Below are 19,108 nucleotides of genomic sequence, written 5' to 3'. Positions count from 1 at the left end.
TTTCAGGGAACAAGCGAATAGACAAAAAATCTGGAGGGGAAAAACGTGATGTTTTTCTCCTCCAGATTTATTTTAAGGACTTATGGGACAGCCCCTTTTGTGTATGGTATTAAAAAAGGAAAAAGCCATTTAATTTTGATACCATAGCATCCCATTCAAACGCTTCTAATCTATCTTCATATATAGCAAGACAGCGTTCCTTTAGTTCTGTTACCGTAATTGTAATATCTTCTGGATAAAACGCGTGTTTTTCAAGCACATCTACCACGCTATCATCGTGATAAACCTTCCAAGTATTCGGACCCTCAAATACATCTGTCCAAACCTCCAGCGTTTCTTTGTCCATTACAATAATAGCGTGTGCAGCCAAATTATAGTCCTTCACAGCGCTTTCTAATCCTGTAAATTCCATCATATTACCACCTTTCTTTTTTGATACCCACACTATACTAAGAAAAATACAGCTTGCGGATAAGAAGTGGTCGAACGATTCGTTATTCATGTCGAACCCTTTAATAAATAGGTAAAAATTGGTACGACATGTTTTTGAATTTTAAATCGTTTTTTTATTGTATTCTTCTTCGTAAATAACAAACATTCGGAGGAAATACTATGAAAAAGGAATACGTATCACAAGAAAAACTACATAACGGTAAAATTACAGCACAACTAGCGAAAGAGTGGTTGCAACGCGAGCAGAGCCTACTTATTAATGCTCAAACAGGTACTGGTAAAACAACTAGCCTAATGAATGCTGCGCTACAATTAGCTACTCAAAATGAGTTGAGTGAATATTATATCTTTACGGCTCCTACCGTAAATTTGTGTGAACAAATCGCTCAAAATCATCCAAACGGTACTATTTTACTAACGGGTAGTGTCAAAAGGAAAGAAGAACTAATCAACCAACATATAGGAGAAGGTAATCGTGTGTTCATAACTACTTATGACCAAGCCGAAATGTTAGTTTCACATTTAAAGTTGCTAAATAACACTTCGAAATACAATTTGATAATCGATGAGTACCATCGGCTAATTGCTGACTATAACAAAAACTTCCGAAAGAAAACAATGGCGAGCTTATACAAGTTACAACAGAAAGCTAAAAGTGTCATTGCGCTTTCAGGTACACCGCAACTAATTTTATTAGATAGCTTTGATAGCTTAATTACAGTTGAGCGTAGCGCTAAACCACTATTTAACGAGTTTAGCATCGTTTCGTTCCCGAAAAAAATGCCACTAGCTAAATGTTTACTTCCATACATTTATCGTCGGGTAAATGATGGTCATAAAGTGATTGTATTTTTACAATCTGTCAAAAGAAACAAAGCTTTAGCAGACAAATTAAACGAGAACAGTATTTCAGCAATTAATATCGACTCATCAATCGGAAAAGACAATAATGCTTATCTTAGCATTGTTCAGTTAGGGCGATTCCCTGAAAACATCGATGTTATTTTCACCACTTCTTTATTAGCAGAAGGAATTAGCATCAACATTGAAGAACATGAAAAAATAGAAGTTATCGTTGTAGCTCATAAATTTTCAAATTTCTTCAGTCCTTTAACAATCGAGCAAATTAGTAATCGAATTCGTCAACCTTACGCTAGATTCTCAATTTTCACTGAAAATCCATCCGATTTTGAAAATTGTAATTCGATGCTTTATAACTATGAGCAAAAATTCCGAAGCTTGAAAATCGAAGCGCAAAATTCAAAACAAAATTTAATCAAAATGACTAATGGAGTTACCGAACTAACTGTTCAATCTATCTCATCTTGCGAAAGAAATGCTTATCTAGCTTTAGATGGAAAATCAATTGTAATTGATGAACTAGCAATTTTAAACGACATTTCAAAGGATTTCGAACTGTACTATAAATCGAATCGTCATGCGTTTATTGCAGCCCTTAAAAAGCAATTTCCGCACTATACAATTTCTTGTGTAGACTATGACTTAGATTCACAACTTGAAGAAGATGCTACTAAAGAGGATATTAGTATTAGCGATATACCTCTTTCACAGCGCTTCACTGACCAAGATTTCGAACTGTTGCAAAAGCGACAAAAGCAATTCGATTTCTATTTGAAAAATCACGACCTTGAGCCTGCTGAAAAACGAACTTTGAAGGCTTTGTTACCTTATACGTCATGCTATAACTTGTTGATAAAACTTGCGGAAAACTTCTCATCTACTCAAGTGAATTTGCTAATTGATACTTTAAACGGTTATGTAGAGCTACAAACCTTAAAACGTACCAATAATACAAACTTTACGTTAGAATATGTTCAATTGATAGCAGGTGAAGTCGGCGATAATTACTTTACTGTAAAAGAATTAAAAATTCTTTTACACGAAGCTCATAAACTAGCTATTTGTTCAATTGACGGAAATTTACTTCCTGCTGAAAAAATGCAAAAAATATATTTTTTCAAAAGAGAAAAGAGAACAAATTCGAAACGCTTATATTCGTTAGAATTACACACTCTAGCTACAATAGCAGCACAATTCAATTTAACAAACGAAGAGGTTGCTAATTTACTGAAATGCACAATTAAAAAGAATGAAGTCATCGCTAACGTAGACTTAATCTATCTTTTGCTGGCTTCATAAAATTAATAATACATTTAGCGATAGTGCTTTCATGCGCTATCGTTTTTTTGTACTCTAACGCACACGTTGCTTCGTACTAATTAAAAGCGTAGTTCTACAGGTAAAACAACGTGCGTCCTTTTTAGTGACAAATATTGCATCCAAATACTACTTTACGTGTTGCGATTGCCATCTTTTTTTCGAAGCTTAGACAGACTTCGTTACAGTGTTCCTACGACTAAGTGAAACGTAATACAAATAAAAGCATTATGTGCTACAACATCTGGATTCATTAACACATTGCACAAGCTGTTAAATTCTTAACATTAGAAAAGGTAACAAAAAAATCTGTAGTTTCTTAAAGAACTAATTTAATTTTTTGTCACCTTTTTCATTTTCGGAAACACTCAATGCTTTAAGTAATATAAAACAACGTGTGTCCTATTTGAAAACAAGTTTTGCGCCTTAACATGACTTTACACGTTGCTATTGAAATGTTTTATATATTTATCTCAACAAAACTGTAATTGTGTATCCACACCGCAATCCATAAACGTGACAAAAAAATCTGTAGTTTCTTAAAGAATTAATTTAATTTTTTGTCACGCTTTTCATTATCCAGAAGCAATAAACGCCTTAAGTGGTACGAAACAACGTGTGTCGTGTTCAGAAACAAACGCTGCGCCGAAATAAAACATTACAGGTTGCCATTATATTTGTTTTCTGTTTTCTATCGCAGCTTACAAGTTAATGTGTATCCACCACGAAAACAATTAAACACAATCAATGTAAATGTTAAAGGTGACAAAATTTTCGTTTATTGTTTTAGAGAATACACTAAAACAATGTCACCGTTCCACTCTATCGGCAACATACAATGCAACAAGTGACACAAAAACAACGTGTGCCCTATTCAACAACAAATGCTGCGCTGGAACAGAACATTTACACGTTGCCATTGAAATCCTTTTTCAATTTAATCGCAGCTTAAGCGAATAAGTGTATCCACAACAAAACATGACGCTTTTCGGAAACAAAAAGCACATATAGGTATTTGTTGCACAGAGTAGTCACATTTTAGACACATTTCAAAGTATGTTAAGGGTGACAAAAAATCCGTTAATTTCTTAAAGAATTAATTTAAATTTTTGTCACCCTTTTCATTTTCGGAAGCAAGCAATGTCTTAAGTGGAACAAAACAACGTGTGTTGCGTTCGGAAGCAAATGCTGCGCTAGAATATAACATTTACACGTTGCCATTGAAATCTTTTATATTTATCGCAGCAAAATTGCATTTGTGTATCCACAACAAATTACGCAAACGTGACAAAAAAATCAGTAGTTTCTTAAAGAATTAATTTAAATTTTTGTCACGTTTTTCTTTTAAGCATCTAAACGTTAGAAGTCTACACATAATATGTTCTATCATCTACAACAATACCGTTGAGGTCGAGCACAGCTTTTTTTGTCACTGTTCGGGCTTTATACTATTTTCAGCAGCATGATAAAATGTAAGAGATATTTTGTAGGAGGGATTTTTTATGTATAGTATTCAATTTGGGCAAGATACCATCCCTTATACAATCAAATGGAGTCAACGACGCAAGACCGTTTCAATTAGTGTCGATGCGAATGGTGTAATGATTACTGCACCAGCACAAACAACAGAAGATAAAATTGAGGAGCTTGTTTATCAAAAGGCGAGTTGGATTCGCGCTCAACTGTTTCATTTCAACGAGATGCTTGATGAGAGTCATACTCGTGCCTTCTTATCTGGCGAAAAGCTGCCATACTTAGGCAGACAGTATCGATTGAAAGTGTTTAAAAATGACGATATTCGTGAGGCAACATTCAAATTTCAACAAGGCACATTCATTGCACTGCTACCTGTACAAATTGCAGAAGAACAGCATCGCGAGATTCTATTACCCCTTTACGAGCAATGGATTAAGGAAAAAGGTGAGGCGTTCGTTCGGAACCGTATTCATCGATTCACGATAAAATTGCAACAAGAGCCGACTGCTGTGAAAATAAAAGACCAGCAGCAACGATGGGGAAGTTGCACAGCAAACGGGCAGGTACTTATCAATTGGCGCATCTTACTCGCACCTGTTTCAATTATTGATTACGTACTTGCACATGAACTAGCACATTTAAAATATATGGACCATTCGAAGGCTTTTTGGGATACGTTGGGGATGCTTATAGATGATTATGAGAAACGGAAAGAATGGCTCCGAATTAACGGAACCACTCTTCATATATAAATATTTGGGGAGTTGATTGTATTTAACAGTCAATTCCCATTTAAATTATTTAATAACGCCTGATACTGATTAATAATCGACATAAATGCGATTAATTGAACTTCATATTCAAAACCACTTCAGTTGGATGACCTACACCATTTCGGGATATTCTTATCACTTTAATCTAATCATCTATTCACATCTAGTTCATTATGATACTTAAATTCCATTTTCCCTGCATTAATTGACTATATATTTATTCATATTCACCTTCTGATTCGCCAAATAATTCCGCTCTTTCTTCTACTAAGCTGGCTCTATACTCTTCAATACCAAGGCTTATTGCATTTATATTTTTAATAAAGGCAATACCTGCATTTATATTTAACAAATAAAATTCTCGATAATTATTTTTTTGCCTATCTTTACTTGCTTGTTTAGGAATTAAATATTTATTTATGCTCTCATTTAAATTGTCATCATCGGATAAATCCGTAAAAAGAATTAAGTGGTAATTTTGAAACCAATAACTTTCTTCAGCGATATCTTTTAGATAATCAATATTTTTTTTAACAAATAGTTCATCCTTTAAATAGTAAGAAATCAATATTTGATTTTCGCTTTTAATAACTTCTTCTCTGTATTTCTTCAAAATTCTTTTTTTATTAAGTAGTTTTAGAGCGTAATAAAAATATATTTGCTGCTCATTAAATCTTTTACCCAGACTTTCTCTATATCTTGCTTCCAAAAATTCAATAAAAACAGTATTTCTAAAATTCTCAAATTCAACAAATTTCACTAAGCTATATATCAATGTTTCTGGTGAAAATTTATAAATGAAGCATAATTGATGGAAATTATAATCCTGCAATTCATATTTTGTAATATCTAGTTCATGAAAGTATGTGGATTTAAAAAATGTATTTAAAAATGTCCGTTGGAACTTTTCCTCTTTAATATTAGACATTCTATACACTAACTGATTGATAAAATATAAATTGTTATTATTTTTAGTATCATCAAATCTCCTATGACTTTCTGAAATAATTTTTTTCCAATATCTCTCTGCTATATTTTGTTCGTTGTACTGAATATATGTCCACTTTTCAATTGGTTCTTTTCTTTCCAAATTATATTTTTCTAAAACGGAATCAAATACTTGAATTACTGTTTCATTGTCCCGTTCATTACAGAAAATATAGAAATCATCAGAGAAATATTGAAAATCACAACTAATATTTTCATTTTCCAAAGCCTTTTGGAGAGAATTACTTATTTTCACCAAATATTTTTCAGCAAAATACAAAGATATATAATTTCCCATTATTAATCCATTTGTGTTACCAGAGTTTAAATTAGTTAAGAAAAGCTCAATATTGACTTCCTCTAAACCGTAATTTAAATGATGTGTATATATTCCTGAATAATAGCTTTTTATATCTAGTCGCAGTAAATTATCATATAAGCAAAGATTAAGAAAATCTTTGTCAAGCTGTCTATCATATGCTCCTGAAATAAAATCCCCCGTGACTGTATTAGGCATTAATCTCTTTCTATCATCTAATTTATTTGGTTCATTAAAGAATTCTACATTTTTAAACTTATTTAAACTGCAATAAAAATTCAAGATATTAGGAAATTTCAGTACTCTATACTTATTTTCATTTTTTAATATTCTAAATTTAAATGGTTCTGTATGAGCTAAATCTTTAACACTGAAGTTTTCTGACTCCGAAGAAAATAGAACTGCATCGATATTTAAAAAATGTCTAATAGGATTTTTAAAATTATAATAGTTATTTATTCTCATTAGTCTCACCCAATTTCTTGAATTCATTATCCCTTAAGAATATAATACCGATTTTTGGGATATTATTATAGTGTAGTTATTTTAAAATTAAAAAAACGGAATTTAAATTATATCTATTTGGTGTTTGAGCTTTGCATGGAGCGGCAACTTTTGAATCACCAATTAACTTACTTGCACATGAGCTAGCTTCCTTAAAATATATGCACTATTCGAAAGTATTCAAAAATACGTTTTGAGGTGCTTGTGGATGATTGTGAAGAAAATCAAGAACAGTTGAAAACAAACGAGAAGGCTTTATATGTATAATTTGAAAGCCACACTATAAGCGTCGTCATAGCTTGTAGTGTGGCTCGTTTTTTATGATAGTATTTTTCTATCTTCAACTAAAGTTTTATTTCTTTTTCTTCTTTCTTCTCCTTTTTCCATGCTTAAATAAGTTTTCTAAAAGTCCTTCACTATAATATTTATCTCGAATGGACTCTACGACCTCTATCGTTGATGTACTTGTATGAGCACTTCCATTTCGCCACAAAAGAATTTGATTTATGTCTGATAAATACTCAATGAAATGTGGAACTTTATTTTCTCTAATATAGTGAATAAGCTGTCCTAGAGTTTGTTTCTTTTTAAATTTCAATCTAGCATTTAATTCATATTCTAATACCTTGCTATATTCTACTACAATAGGGGCAAAATCCATAATTCCATAACGATTTGAGCTATATAAATAATCAGCAGTTGCTAAAAAGACTTGACTCTTATACTCTAGATACGGGAAATACTCTGCTATTTTTTTCTTTACCTCTTTTAACTTCTGACTAGAAAGTCCTGACTCATCTTTTAACGCCTCTATAATTATTTCCATATCTTTGTCTAAAGTAATTTCGTTAAATTCTTTACTTTGTATGGATAATAATTGTTCTGCCCAAGCATGATATTTATGTCTAGTATTTTCTAAATTTTCACGAGCACTAAAATGTTTTTTTCTCTCTTCATCTAGCAATTCTTCATATGAGTTTATAAGCTGTTCTTGAGATAAAGCATTATCAAGAATACTTTCCCACAATTTAATATTCAAATTATCTGGATAATCTGCTAACGCTTCTTCCAAGATTACTTTAGCTTTTATATACTCTTTTTCCTGATATAAACTACTCAAAAATAAAAGATATAATTTTTCATAACCCATTTCTTCATCTTCATCACTTAATCTGGAAAGTATAATTTGTCCGTTTTCATCCTGAGTTTTAATAACTTTTTCTTCATTCTTTCTAAAATGTAATTCTCTTTCGAAATATTTAATTGCTTCTTTATGATTTTTTTGCTCATGATATACGCGTGCTACTAAATGCAATGTAGTTTCATCTTCTTGTGTATATAAAGCACGTATCCCGTTCTGTAACGCTAAATCATAATTCTTAACGTGGTAATATGCATTTGCTAAGTTATGCAAATCTGTATTAGTTGGACTTGAGTTTACTTTTCCCTCTAAAACTTTAATAGCTTCTTCATAATTTTTCACACCAACGTATGCTTGACCAAGATGAGAATCTGTTAATTCTAAGTATTCTTTTTCAAATTTATCTTCTAATCCTTGTGACATCTCTTTTCTTTTTAATGCATAATATAATAGTTTTTCAGGAAATTGATATAAACCTACGCTGTAAATATTACAGTACATAGTAATAATAGAGAACGTTTCTCCGTATTCAATTTCAGCAAGTTTAACGATATCTAAAGCAAATAAAGCATTTTCAGTTGTACCATCTAAGAAACAATTTGCAATTGCACAATAACTTTTATCTGATAATTTATGTTTTTTTTGTTTCAAAAAAGCCCTATAAAACGCTTTTGCATCTTCACCTAAATATATTTCCCTAGAAAAATCACCACGTCTAATAAGTTCACTTATGAATTTAAGTTGTGATGAAAAATTTTGCTCAAGAGCTAATATTCCATGAAATGTAGGAATTTCATGGAAATATTGAATTGCTGTTTTAAAATCACCTATTAAAACGTATAGTTCAGTTAAAAAAGCATGCGCCATTGTATTCGAAGGTTTAACTTTCAAAGCATCTAAAGCAAATTTCGCTAATTCTGACTCTTTTTTTAAATCTCTCTTATTACTAAAAATAGCTATTGAATATTTATTTAAATTAATGCGCCCTAAACTTATCAAGCAACCTGAATGTACATTGCTAACATCTCTTTGTGTTAATAAATATCGAAATATTCTTGCAGCTTCTTTTTCATGCTCTTGCATGATTGCTAAGGCATAATCATAAATATTTTGCATGTTTGCAGGTATTAAAAAATCAATCTGATGCAAATTTAAATTTTTTATCATTTAATTTCTTACCTTTCTTAACCTACTTCTTCCCATACTGATTCTCTGCTAACGCAATAAAATATCCAGTCAGCATTGAAGCGTCACTCATCGACATTTTCTCTTTCAACAGCTTTACCTTTAAGTCAGCCGTCAATTTACGCTTAAAATCCGTCTTTGACGACCAATCACTTATCGGCGCTACTGTATCCTCAATAAACTGATGCACGTCCACCGCAATTTGCTTCAAATTATATTCAGCACTTTCTTCATGCACTTCCAACAACTTGTTATAATAAGGCTCTTGCAAGCTCGTTAAGCCACTTTGCGTTTTCCCGCTAACTTTTGTCACAATCGCTTCCTTCGCTTCTTCTAGCTTCTCTAATAGCTCGAAAATGGTCATTTGGCGCTCTTTGTATTTTTCGATAAGCTGCTCGACTTTTTCCCGTAAAGATGTATAAAAAACTTTATCTTCTTCTAAACGAATCGTGATTTCCCTTTTGATGGCGTGTTCCATTTGAGCAGCCTTCGTTTCGGGCTTGACGTTCTTTTCGAGTTCCTCTTTAAACGATACGTCCAAAATGGAAACAGGGTCACGGGCGTCGATGCCTTCTGTGAACAAGTAGTTCTGTACAAGACGGCGTACCTTTTCACCACATTCCGAAATATCCATACCGTCATCAACAGAGAAACGTGATTTCGCCAACTGACGAATCGCACCTAGACGCTTTAAATCGCCCGTAAAACGCTCGGCTTTTGGACTTGGTAATACTTTATCCATGCTCTGTGCAAAACGCTTATACGCCATGTCAAAATCTGCTCGAACGTCCTCATCGACCAAACGTAAAATCGCTTCTTCTAAATCGTTCGGCTTCACGCCATCAAAATAACGAAGTGCTGCACGATGACGCTGCTCTAAGCGTGGTAGTTCACTATCAATCGATTCCAAAGCTCCTTGTACATCATTCGCACTGAAAATTTCAAGCGCTTGGTCAAGGAACCGCGATACGCCGAAGTAATCGACAATTAACCCGTAAGTCTTGTTATCATCATACTTACGGTTCGTACGGGCAATCGCTTGCAAAAGGTTATGCTCTTTTAATGGCTTATCTAAATACATGACCTGCTCAATCGGTGCGTCAAAGCCTGTTAGGAGCTTGTCACATACGATGAGCATGGCGAGCTTATCCTCATCCATTGGCTTTTTAAAACGCGAAATGAGGTTCTTTTCCTGCTCTTTTGAAATATGGTACTGACGCATTTCCTCCGAATCATTTTGACCAGCAGAGAAAATGACTGCTGTTTCAAACTGACCTGCTGCAAACTCATCGATGAGCTTTTTATATTCCACTGCTGCATGACGCGACACGGCAACGACCTGTGCCTTATAACCATTCACTAAAATTTTGCTTTCATAATGGCGCACAATATCGAGTGCAATTTCACGCATTCGGTCGGGTGAAGTGAGTAATAGCTCATCGTTCACATACTTCTGCTTAATCTTCTCACGTGTATCCTCATCATACTCATGGAACGAACGTGAAAATAATTCGTCTAGCGATTCGCCTTTTACGTGTAAATTTGGGAGGCGTGACTCATAAAAAATCGCAACTGTCGCTTCATCTTCAACCGCTTGCTCAATCGTATATTTATCGATATACGCACCGAACTTGCCTGTTGTTGAACGCTTTTCCTTTTCGATTGGCGTACCTGTAAAACCGATAAATGTCGCGTTAGGGAGTGCCTTACGCATATTCATTGCTAACCCTTTGTACTGTGAACGGTGTGATTCATCCGTCATGACGATAATATTTTCCGATTCCGAAATGATAGGGAACTGCTTGTCCTCATCGCCTTGGAATTTTTGAATAAGTGTCATCACCGTACTGCCCGCACCTTTTGCGAGCTGCTGCTTTAAGTCAGCTACGGAGCTTGCTTGTGTTGGATTCGGGAAGCCCGATTGCTGGAACGTACCCGTAATTTGTTCATCAAGGTCTTGGCGGTCGGTCACAATGACGAGCATCGGATTTTCGAGCTTCGTTTGACGACGCAGCTTCATCGCTAAATATACCATCGTCAGCGATTTCCCAGAGCCTTGCGTATGCCACACAACACCGCCTCGAAGTGCAGGTTTATCCGCCGTTAAAATACGGTCAATCGCCTTGTTCACGGCACGATATTGCTGATAGCGTGCCAGTTTTTTCACCTTGCCATCAAAGACGATAAAGTTACGCATTAAATCAAGCAATGCTTCTTTTCGGAGCATCCCCGCAATTAATATATCTTGCGCACGGTCTGAGCCTACATCGTCCATCGTTAAAGGATAGGGGTCTTTCCATAAACCGTAATGCTGTGCCTTCGCAAACACCGTTCCTGCACGTGCTCTATCACGACTTGTCACAATTAAAATTTGATTGTACCAAAATAGCTTGTCATTCGTTTGCATATAACGCTCAAACTGACGCACGCCTTCTGGTAACTGCTTATCCACTTGTAGCTTCGGACTTTTACATTCGACCAATACAAGTGGTAAACCGTTTATGTACAGCACAATATCAGGACGAATTGTGCCATTTGCATTTTCAATCGACAACTGATTGACGACAAGGAACTCGTTATTTTCTGGCGTATCAAAATCAAACAGCGTTACCGTCTGATTTTTCTTGCCACTGCCGAGGTCTTGCATGACGGAAATCCCTTGCCCGAATAACCATTCAAATATCGTTTTATTCGCGTGCCACGTATCCTCTGCTTGATGCGACACGAACTGCTTCACAACTTTATCTACGTTGCTGCCATCTATCCAAGGGTTAAAACGACGAATCGCCTGTGCAAAACGCTTTTCAAGCACGATTGCCGCCTTTGACGAACGCTCACTATCAAGCTCTGGTCCTGTTTTATGCACATAACCATAGCCTTTTAGTTGCTCAATGAAAGGCAGTTCCACCTCGGTATATTCTAGTTTATTCATCCACATTCACCTGCCACTTACCCGTTACAATATACGAACCGTTTTCAAGTCCTCATCATATTCCATGATTTCCACATCATTTGGAATGAGATGCCCGTATGTACGGATATAATATTCACCTAATGTTTCGTTACGCTTATTGCTGTAATCTCGTAAAACGAAAAAGATTTTACGGTATTCTGGTGGTGCTAAATGATAGTAATACATCGCCTCGTTCCAAACGGTTAGCTTCGCACTCGGTACATTATCCCCCGAAGTCCAGCGATGTGATTTACATTCAATGATGATTTTGTCTGTTGCGTCTGATGATGACCCTAAATCAAAGCGATGATTTTTCTTACGTTCAAGTCCAATCGGTAAGCCCACATCTTTGATAATTTGATAACCTTGCTCTGTAAAATACACATATGCAATATCCTCAAAATCACGTCCTACATGTGCATTACTAATCGAATCCACTCTTTGAAAACTCGTCATACAAATCCCCTTTGTGTTGAAATTTATATTTTCACTCGAATTTGCCCTGTTAGAAGTTGCTGCATCAAACCTTTTTTCAGTTCTTCATATTTCGCTTTTTCCTGCTCGTACACTTCAATTTGTTCATCTACAGTTGAAAGGATTTGAGCGATTTTTTGTTGTTCTTCTAGTGTTGGTAAAATAATACTTTGATTATTTAAATCTTTTTTCGTGATATGTGGTTGAGCACTACCCACTTTTGCTTTTTTTAAATACTCAGGCAAAAATATCCCATGTAAGAAATAGACTAAGTATTTACCGATAAAATCTACATTTTTCTTACGCAAAATTAACATCGATGAGTTTATTCTTACAACGGGATAATTTTTTTCATCTTCAAAAAGTGCAATCCTCCCAAGTTTAGAACCTCTAGAAGTTAAGATTAAATCACCTTTTCTTACAACACCACTTCTCAATAATTCGTGTTTTTCTTTAGATATATATTTAGCTACTTTGAAATTAAAGCCACTCTTAGTCATATTTTGAGCACTTAAAAACAGACAATATCCCGTTTGTGAGAAATCTTCTTCACTCGGATAATTTTTACCTCTATCTCCGTCGATAGCTTCCACTAAATTTTCAAATTTATATAAATCCCATTCAGCAGGTATCTCCCCAAGTTCTGTCTGCTTAAACTCCGTATGCCCAATCCCTTTTGTTAGCAATTGCTGCATTAAACCTTTTTTCAATTCCTTTATTTTGACAATCAACTGCTCGGTTTCATCAATTTGCTCGTCTACTGTTGAAAGGATTGAGGCGATTTTTTGTTGTTCTTCAATTAAAGGCACTAAAATTTTTATATTTTCAATATGCTTATTATTAATTTGAGGAATAGATGATGTATCAGCTATTTTGGATAGCTCTTTTGCTAACAAATTATAATATAAGTATTCATAATCTAGTTGATTTGAATCATTCACTTCCAATACCATTAAATTTGTATCAATCATGCAAAGCTGTGTTGTAATAGCTATTTTATTTGTAAAAATTGATGCACCCCTTTTTGGAAAAATTATAGAATTCACTTTTAGTAATTTATAATCCTGACAATTATCAAAATTATTTTTTGCTTTAATTAAATATTTTGAGGCGTAGTTCATATCGTCAACCTTGTAATAAGGATATTCACCTAATTCATTAATATCCTCTAATTTACTTGGTGCAATTCCACTTTTAATAGCTACATATTTACTTAGTTGATTATAATCCCACTCACTCGGTATCTCCCCAAGCTCCGTCATCTTATACCCTTCACGCACTTCACCCATTAAATTTCACCTACCCCAAGCTCACGTAAGTATTCATTCAACTTCGCTTTTGTATCATTACGCTTTGCTTCGATTGCCTGTAAGTCTTGTAGAACCGCCGCAATATCAATCTGTTCTTCTTCCTCTGATTTATCAATGTAGCGTGTGATGTTTAAGTTGTAGTCATTAGTTTTGATTTCCTCTAACGACACAACACGTGCGTATTTTTCAATGTCTTCATATGCGTCATATGTTGCAACGATTTTCGCAACATCTTCATCACGTAACGTATTTTGGTTTTTACCTTCTTGGTACTCGCCCTCTGCTGCGATGAATAGCACGTTGCCTTTACGCTTTTCATCCTTGTCACGATTGAAAATAAGGACACTTGCTGGAATGCCTGTGCCGTAAAATAGGTTCGATGGTAAGCCAATAACTGCCTCAAATAAATCAGACTCTAATAAGCCCTGTCGAATTTTCCCCTCTGCACCGCCTCGGAATAGCACACCATGCGGCATAACAACACCAGCTTTACCGCTACCTTTCAGTGACGCAATCATATGCTGAATAAACGCATAGTCACCCGCATTTTTCGGGGGTAATCCGTATTGGAAGCGTCCGTATGCATCATGCTCAGCTTCCTCACGCCCCCATTCTTTTAATGAGAACGGTGGATTGGCAATAACGCGGTCAAATAGCATAATTTCACCGTCTTCTACTAGCTTCGGTGAACGAATGGTATCGCCTTTGACAATCGTATGGTCAGGTAGGTCGTGTAGTAATAAGTTCATCTTCGCAATCGACCATGTGTTGAGATTCTTCTCTTGACCGAATAGCGATAAAGATTGTGGATTGCCACCTGTAGCCTTTACGTAATCAACCGCTTGAATGAGCATCCCGCCCGAACCACACGTTGGGTCGTACACGCGCATTCCTTCCTCCGGCTTAATCAGTTTGACGATAAGTTCTACTACTTTTGACGGCGTATAGAACTCGCCACCCTTTTTACCCGCATCATCTGCAAACATTTTAATTAAATACTCGTAAGCACGTCCTAGCATATCTGGTTCCGATAAGCTTTCGTTACGTAAGTCTAATAATTCAAAGTGCTGTAATAAGCGTTGTAGCACGTCGTCTGTTAGCACTTCTTTACGGTTGAAGTCAATCGGTGTTAAAACCCCTTCAAGCGTCTTATTTTCGTTCTCAAGCGCCTCAAATGCCACGTTAATCGCTGAACCGATATTCTCTGCCTTCGAGCGAATGACAGTCCAACGCGCAGCTTCTGGTACGTAAAATTGATATTGGTCTTGGTCGTCTACTAATAACGCCCCAATCTCCTCACCATGCTCTGCCATTATCGCTGCACGATGCTCCTCAAATACGTCATTCAAACGCTTTAAAAACAGTAAACCGAATATGTAATTTTTAAAATCCCCAGAATCCACCGAGCCACGTAAAATATCCGCTGACTTCCATAGGTGTGATTCTAGTTCTTGTAATGTTAATTGAGCCATTTGAATTTCCTCCATTGGAAAAATAATTCCATTTTATAAGTAAACAGTACCATAATTCTCGTATTAATAAATACGCGATATCAAAACTGCTGTATAAATCTATTTTATTAAAGTTAAATGTTTACTTCCAAACATTTATATATGTATTTTTGATTCACAAGGAAATTTCAGATGCAAGGACACCCTATCTTTTCCAATTCGCATCACAAATCGCTTATCTTTGCCATTTCACATCACAAATTAAAAATGTTCAGAGGAAAATTCGTTAACTCATTTCTGATTGAATTACAACAACACGTGGTTCTTGGTTAGAAAATATGCACGATTTTATACAAAAAACGAACACTAGACTATTTAACGAAATACACTTCAACTACTGTTGGAATTGGTTTTATAGAACTGTGCATAAAATCCCGTATAAACAATGTTCCACAAAAAAACCGCTAAACGTTCATTCAACAGCGTTTAGCGATTTTCTGTATGCGTCCAAACTTTGATTTGGGAACGTTTATTAAATCTATATTGCATAACGTATAAGTTTTTAAATTAAGTACTTTTTTTAAGTGATTTAACTCTTATCCATCTCCAAATTATGATGAATAAAATAGCAATAATGACTATCGTAATTCCAAGGTCTATATCTTTATCATTCATGAACAACATCTTATAACTTAAGTTAACCTGATTTACTGGCTCTAAACCTTTCCCAAGTTGTTCATAATCGCTGCTTGAATTTACTAATATATCTGGGGTACAAGGACTGCTACTGTAATACGCTCCATCTTTCTCGTCTAAATAAAGAACGTATTTTTTCCCTTGTTCAAAATTATCAGACGATGCATAATCAGCTTCGAAAATCAATTGAGAATCCGCCTCTTTTTTCCAGCTTTTCTCAACATCTACCAAAACGTATTTTTTCCATTCTTTTGGACCCGTAAATCCTTTTTGTTCAATATCTGTTTTTACTTTTACAATTGTTCCAAAAATCGCAACATCATAATAGTCAATAGCTGGTTCTTTAACTTCAACACACGTCAACGCTTTACTTTGAATTGGACTGATTACAGTAATTGCGATGACTAAAATTATTAAAAGTATCTGTTTTCTCATTATTTATTTCTCCGTACGTTAAAATTTACCAATCGTTTTAATACAATCTTTACTCGGTCTATACAATCTAACTAGTGAGAACATGCCCAAAGTGTCATTTGGGAACGTTTTTTATGTATATCTTATTTTTTTAGAAATCAAAAATTAGACAAAATTGTTGGTTTAAATATTACTTCATAATTAACCAGCTCTTTTTGTACTTCTTTTGTTAAAGATTGACCAATTTCATTATGAGCAATTATTTCTTCATTTGCATTTTCTTTTAAAGCGTCTTTATCCCAATCTATCCATTCACCATAGGCATTCATCCACGTATTTAATTCACTTTTCAAACGTTGAGAAAGATTAAATTCTTCTAAGTCGAGGTTGTAGCCACAAACTGCACACCACAATGCGTCTGCTCCTACATCTCCCTCAACTTTAATTTTTTTTAAGTTAGGACAACCACAAACTTCAATCATTAAAAAACCTCCTTAAATTCATTCGCTGAATAATTATAACAGTATACCACATTTTAAATATAGCTCCCAAAGCGCTGTTTGGGAACCTTATCTTCTCTCATACTTTAACAATTATAAAGAAGATTTAAACAACAATATTTTTAACTATCACTCATAAAAGTATAGACACTCCAATAAATCAGTTCTCTATTTCAACTCTGTAAGCACTTTATTCTAACTCCCGCCATCACCTATCAAAACTCCCAAAAAATAAATTTCTAACTATGTTCAGCAACAATAAAGTTCTGCTTTTTCGCCCGCTATGAACCCGCATTGCACCGTTGGGAGTGAGAACAAAGTTGTGTCGCAAAATCACCAATTTTCCCAATTATTTTCCAACATAAAAGCAGAACTTAATTCTCGTTAGAATAAAGTCCTGCTTTTCCCTTGCCTTTCTCCCGCCATCTCCCCGCCCTCACCAAGCAAGCACCACAGGTGCATTCCATCATCTCTCCACGCACCTTCTCTGACGCCGCCAGCGCCCTTCTCACGCTTTTCTCGGGTCCTTTCCTTATTAATAGTCGTTTCACATTCTTCTCGCCTTCTCTCGCCCTCTTCACGCAAAAACAGGAGAATCCGCGGGGGATTCTCCTGTTCTTCTCGCTCTCCTCTGATATCGGAGCAGTTCTTTGTTCTATTTTTGATACACCTTTGTTCTATCAAGCAGCACTTTGTTCTGCTCTGACATATACTTTAGCTTGTACTTATTGTTTTGTAATGTGACGCATTGTTGGGAATAATAGTACATCACGAATTGATGGTGAGTTTGTTAATAGCATGATTAAACGGTCAATTCCAATACCTAAACCACCTGTTGGCGGCATCCCGTACTCCAACGCCTCAATGAAATCATTATCCATTTCATGCGCTTCATCATTACCAGCTTCTTTTTCTGCTAGTTGTGCTTCAAAGCGTTGACGTTGGTCGATTGGGTCATTTAATTCTGTAAAGGCATTAGCGTGCTCACGACGTACGATAAATAGCTCAAAACGATCTGTAAAACGCTCGTCCTCTGGGTTTTTCTTTGCAAGAGGCGAGATTTCTACTGGGTGGCCATAGACAAACGTAGGCTGTACAAGTGTTTCTTCAACCTTTTGTTCAAAGAATTCATTAATAATGTGGCCTACTTCATGAACATCTTTAATCTCTACACCATGCTCCTTCGCAAGTGCTTGAGCTTGTTCTTTTGTCATTGGCTGCCAGAAGTCTACACCCGTTGCTTCCTTAACAGCGTCTACCATATGCACGCGTTTCCAGCCTACAGTAAGGTTGATTTCATCTTCTCCATATTGAACAACAGTTGTACCAAGAACTTCTTGGGCAACATATGCAATAAGGTTTTCTGTTAATGACATAATATCTTGGTAATCAGCATAAGCTTCATATAGCTCAATCATTGTAAATTCAGGATTGTGACGTGTTGATATCCCTTCGTTACGGAAAACACGACCGATTTCATATACTTTTTCTAAGCCGCCCACAATTAAACGTTTTAAATGCAGTTCAATGGCAATACGCATATAAAGCTCCATATCAAGTGCATTATGATGTGTGATAAACGGGCGAGCCGCAGCACCACCAGCAATTGTATGAAGCATTGGTGTTTCTACTTCTAAATAGCCAGCGTTATCTAAATAGTTACGAATAGCGCGAATAATTTTAGAACGTGCAATAAATGTTTTTTTGCTATCTTCATTTGTCATTAAATCTAAGTAGCGCTGACGATAGCGTTGTTCAACATCCTGTAATCCATGGAATTTCTCTGGCATAGGACGAAGCGCTTTTGTAAGGAAAGTGAATTCTTCAGCCTTTACCGAAAGCTCCCCAACTTGCGTACGGAATACATTGCCACGTACCCCTACAATATCTCCTAAATCAGCTTGTTTAAATAATTCATATGCTTGCTCGCCAACATGGTCTTGACGTACGTAAATTTGAATTTGACCGCCTAAATCTTGAATATGTGCAAAGCCTGCTTTTCCTTTACCACGCTTTGTCATAATGCGACCTGCAATAGTAACCTCTTGAAGATTTTCTTCTAGCTGTTCTTTTGTTTGATCAGCAAATTGCTCAAGCACCTCTGTTGATAAATGTGTGCGTTCAAAACGGCTACCGAATGGGTCTTGTCCGTTTTCTAATATATTCATCATTTTTTGACGTCTTACCAAAAGCTGATCATTTAATTCTTCTATGTTTGACACTTGTTTCACTCCTTAACAGTTACGTCCATAATATTTCTATTGTACACAATTTTAAAGCTGTAATCATTAGTT

Annotated in this window: 12 protein-coding genes; 2 read left to right on the top strand and 10 right to left on the bottom strand. The window is 35.4% G+C overall.

Annotation, left to right across the window (positions count from 1 at the left end; all coding sequences use genetic code 11):
- Positions 1-109: 109 nt before the first annotated feature.
- Complete coding sequence (locus ACIQVU_RS16120) at positions 110-412, bottom strand: hypothetical protein (RefSeq protein ID WP_402896325.1); 303 nt, start codon at positions 410-412, stop codon at positions 110-112.
- A 200-nt stretch (positions 413-612) separates the two neighbouring features.
- On the opposite strand from ACIQVU_RS16120, the gene ACIQVU_RS16115 reads away from it, so the two are divergent.
- Both ACIQVU_RS16115 and ACIQVU_RS16110 read left to right on the top strand, forming a co-directional pair.
- Entirely contained in the window at positions 613-2,613 is a 2,001-nt protein-coding gene (locus tag ACIQVU_RS16115; RefSeq protein WP_402896323.1) for a DEAD/DEAH box helicase, read from the top strand.
- Between the two features lie 1,520 nt (positions 2,614-4,133).
- Complete coding sequence (locus tag ACIQVU_RS16110) at positions 4,134-4,859, top strand: M48 family metallopeptidase (protein ID WP_402896321.1); 726 nt, start codon at positions 4,134-4,136, stop codon at positions 4,857-4,859.
- Positions 4,860-5,097: 238 nt separating this feature from the next.
- On the opposite strand, the gene ACIQVU_RS16105 is transcribed toward ACIQVU_RS16110, so the two are convergent.
- The 9 genes from ACIQVU_RS16105 to lysS form a co-directional block, all read right to left on the bottom strand.
- Positions 5,098-6,651 carry an RNA-dependent RNA polymerase family protein gene (locus tag ACIQVU_RS16105; RefSeq protein ID WP_402896319.1) on the bottom strand — a complete coding sequence of 518 codons (1,554 nt, stop codon included), beginning with the start codon at positions 6,649-6,651 and terminating at the stop codon, positions 5,098-5,100.
- A 391-nt stretch (positions 6,652-7,042) separates the two neighbouring features.
- Positions 7,043-8,998: a tetratricopeptide repeat protein gene (locus ACIQVU_RS16100; RefSeq protein WP_402896317.1), complete on the bottom strand. Its 1,956-nt coding sequence runs from the start codon at positions 8,996-8,998 to the stop codon at positions 7,043-7,045.
- A 22-nt stretch (positions 8,999-9,020) separates the two neighbouring features.
- Positions 9,021-11,948 (bottom strand): type I restriction endonuclease subunit R, encoded by a 2,928-nt coding sequence (locus ACIQVU_RS16095; protein WP_402896315.1) that lies wholly within the window; start codon positions 11,946-11,948, stop codon positions 9,021-9,023.
- Between the two features lie 24 nt (positions 11,949-11,972).
- The gene (locus ACIQVU_RS16090; protein WP_402896313.1) at positions 11,973-12,425 is read right to left on the bottom strand and encodes a hypothetical protein; all 453 of its coding nucleotides are present in this window, start codon (positions 12,423-12,425) and stop codon (positions 11,973-11,975) included.
- A gap of 23 nt (positions 12,426-12,448) precedes the next feature.
- Positions 12,449-13,732: a restriction endonuclease subunit S gene (locus ACIQVU_RS16085; RefSeq protein ID WP_402896311.1), complete on the bottom strand. Its 1,284-nt coding sequence runs from the start codon at positions 13,730-13,732 to the stop codon at positions 12,449-12,451.
- Positions 13,732-15,225: a type I restriction-modification system subunit M gene (locus ACIQVU_RS16080; protein ID WP_402896309.1), complete on the bottom strand. Its 1,494-nt coding sequence runs from the start codon at positions 15,223-15,225 to the stop codon at positions 13,732-13,734. Before ACIQVU_RS16080 ends, ACIQVU_RS16085 begins: the two co-directional genes overlap by 1 nt.
- 546 nt (positions 15,226-15,771) lie before the next feature.
- A complete protein-coding gene (locus ACIQVU_RS16075; protein ID WP_402896307.1) occupies positions 15,772-16,335 on the bottom strand; it encodes a hypothetical protein in 564 nt (187 codons plus the stop codon).
- Positions 16,336-16,472: 137 nt separating this feature from the next.
- The gene (locus tag ACIQVU_RS16070) at positions 16,473-16,796 is read right to left on the bottom strand and encodes a hypothetical protein (RefSeq protein ID WP_402896305.1); all 324 of its coding nucleotides are present in this window, start codon (positions 16,794-16,796) and stop codon (positions 16,473-16,475) included.
- 743 nt (positions 16,797-17,539) lie between these two features.
- On the bottom strand, positions 17,540-19,045 hold the full coding sequence (gene lysS, locus ACIQVU_RS16065; protein ID WP_340803839.1) for a lysine--tRNA ligase: 1,506 nt from the start codon (positions 19,043-19,045) through the stop codon (positions 17,540-17,542).
- Positions 19,046-19,108: the final 63 nt, after the last annotated feature.

Source organism: Lysinibacillus sp. NPDC098008, from assembly GCF_044760715.1.
GTDB lineage: Bacteria > Bacillota > Bacilli > Bacillales_A > Planococcaceae > Lysinibacillus.
This window is presented reverse-complemented; position numbering and strand designations above follow the sequence as displayed.

Bases quoted from the DNA above. Each gene is read 5' to 3' on its own strand.
- ACIQVU_RS16085 (WP_402896311.1), bottom strand. From the start codon at position 13,732: ATGGGTGAAGTGCGTGAAGGGTATAAGATGACGGAGCTTGGGGAGATA.
- ACIQVU_RS16080 (WP_402896309.1), bottom strand. From the start codon at position 15,225: ATGGCTCAATTAACATTACAAGAACTAGAATCACACCTATGGAAGTCA.
- ACIQVU_RS16090 (WP_402896313.1), bottom strand. From the start codon at position 12,425: ATGACGAGTTTTCAAAGAGTGGATTCGATTAGTAATGCACATGTAGGA.
- ACIQVU_RS16110 (WP_402896321.1), top strand. From the start codon at position 4,134: ATGTATAGTATTCAATTTGGGCAAGATACCATCCCTTATACAATCAAA.
- ACIQVU_RS16115 (WP_402896323.1), top strand. From the start codon at position 613: ATGAAAAAGGAATACGTATCACAAGAAAAACTACATAACGGTAAAATT.
- ACIQVU_RS16120 (WP_402896325.1), bottom strand. From the start codon at position 412: ATGGAATTTACAGGATTAGAAAGCGCTGTGAAGGACTATAATTTGGCT.
- ACIQVU_RS16095 (WP_402896315.1), bottom strand. From the start codon at position 11,948: ATGAATAAACTAGAATATACCGAGGTGGAACTGCCTTTCATTGAGCAA.
- ACIQVU_RS16070 (WP_402896305.1), bottom strand. From the start codon at position 16,796: ATGATTGAAGTTTGTGGTTGTCCTAACTTAAAAAAAATTAAAGTTGAG.
- ACIQVU_RS16100 (WP_402896317.1), bottom strand. From the start codon at position 8,998: ATGATAAAAAATTTAAATTTGCATCAGATTGATTTTTTAATACCTGCA.
- ACIQVU_RS16105 (WP_402896319.1), bottom strand. From the start codon at position 6,651: ATGAGAATAAATAACTATTATAATTTTAAAAATCCTATTAGACATTTT.
- ACIQVU_RS16075 (WP_402896307.1), bottom strand. From the start codon at position 16,335: ATGAGAAAACAGATACTTTTAATAATTTTAGTCATCGCAATTACTGTA.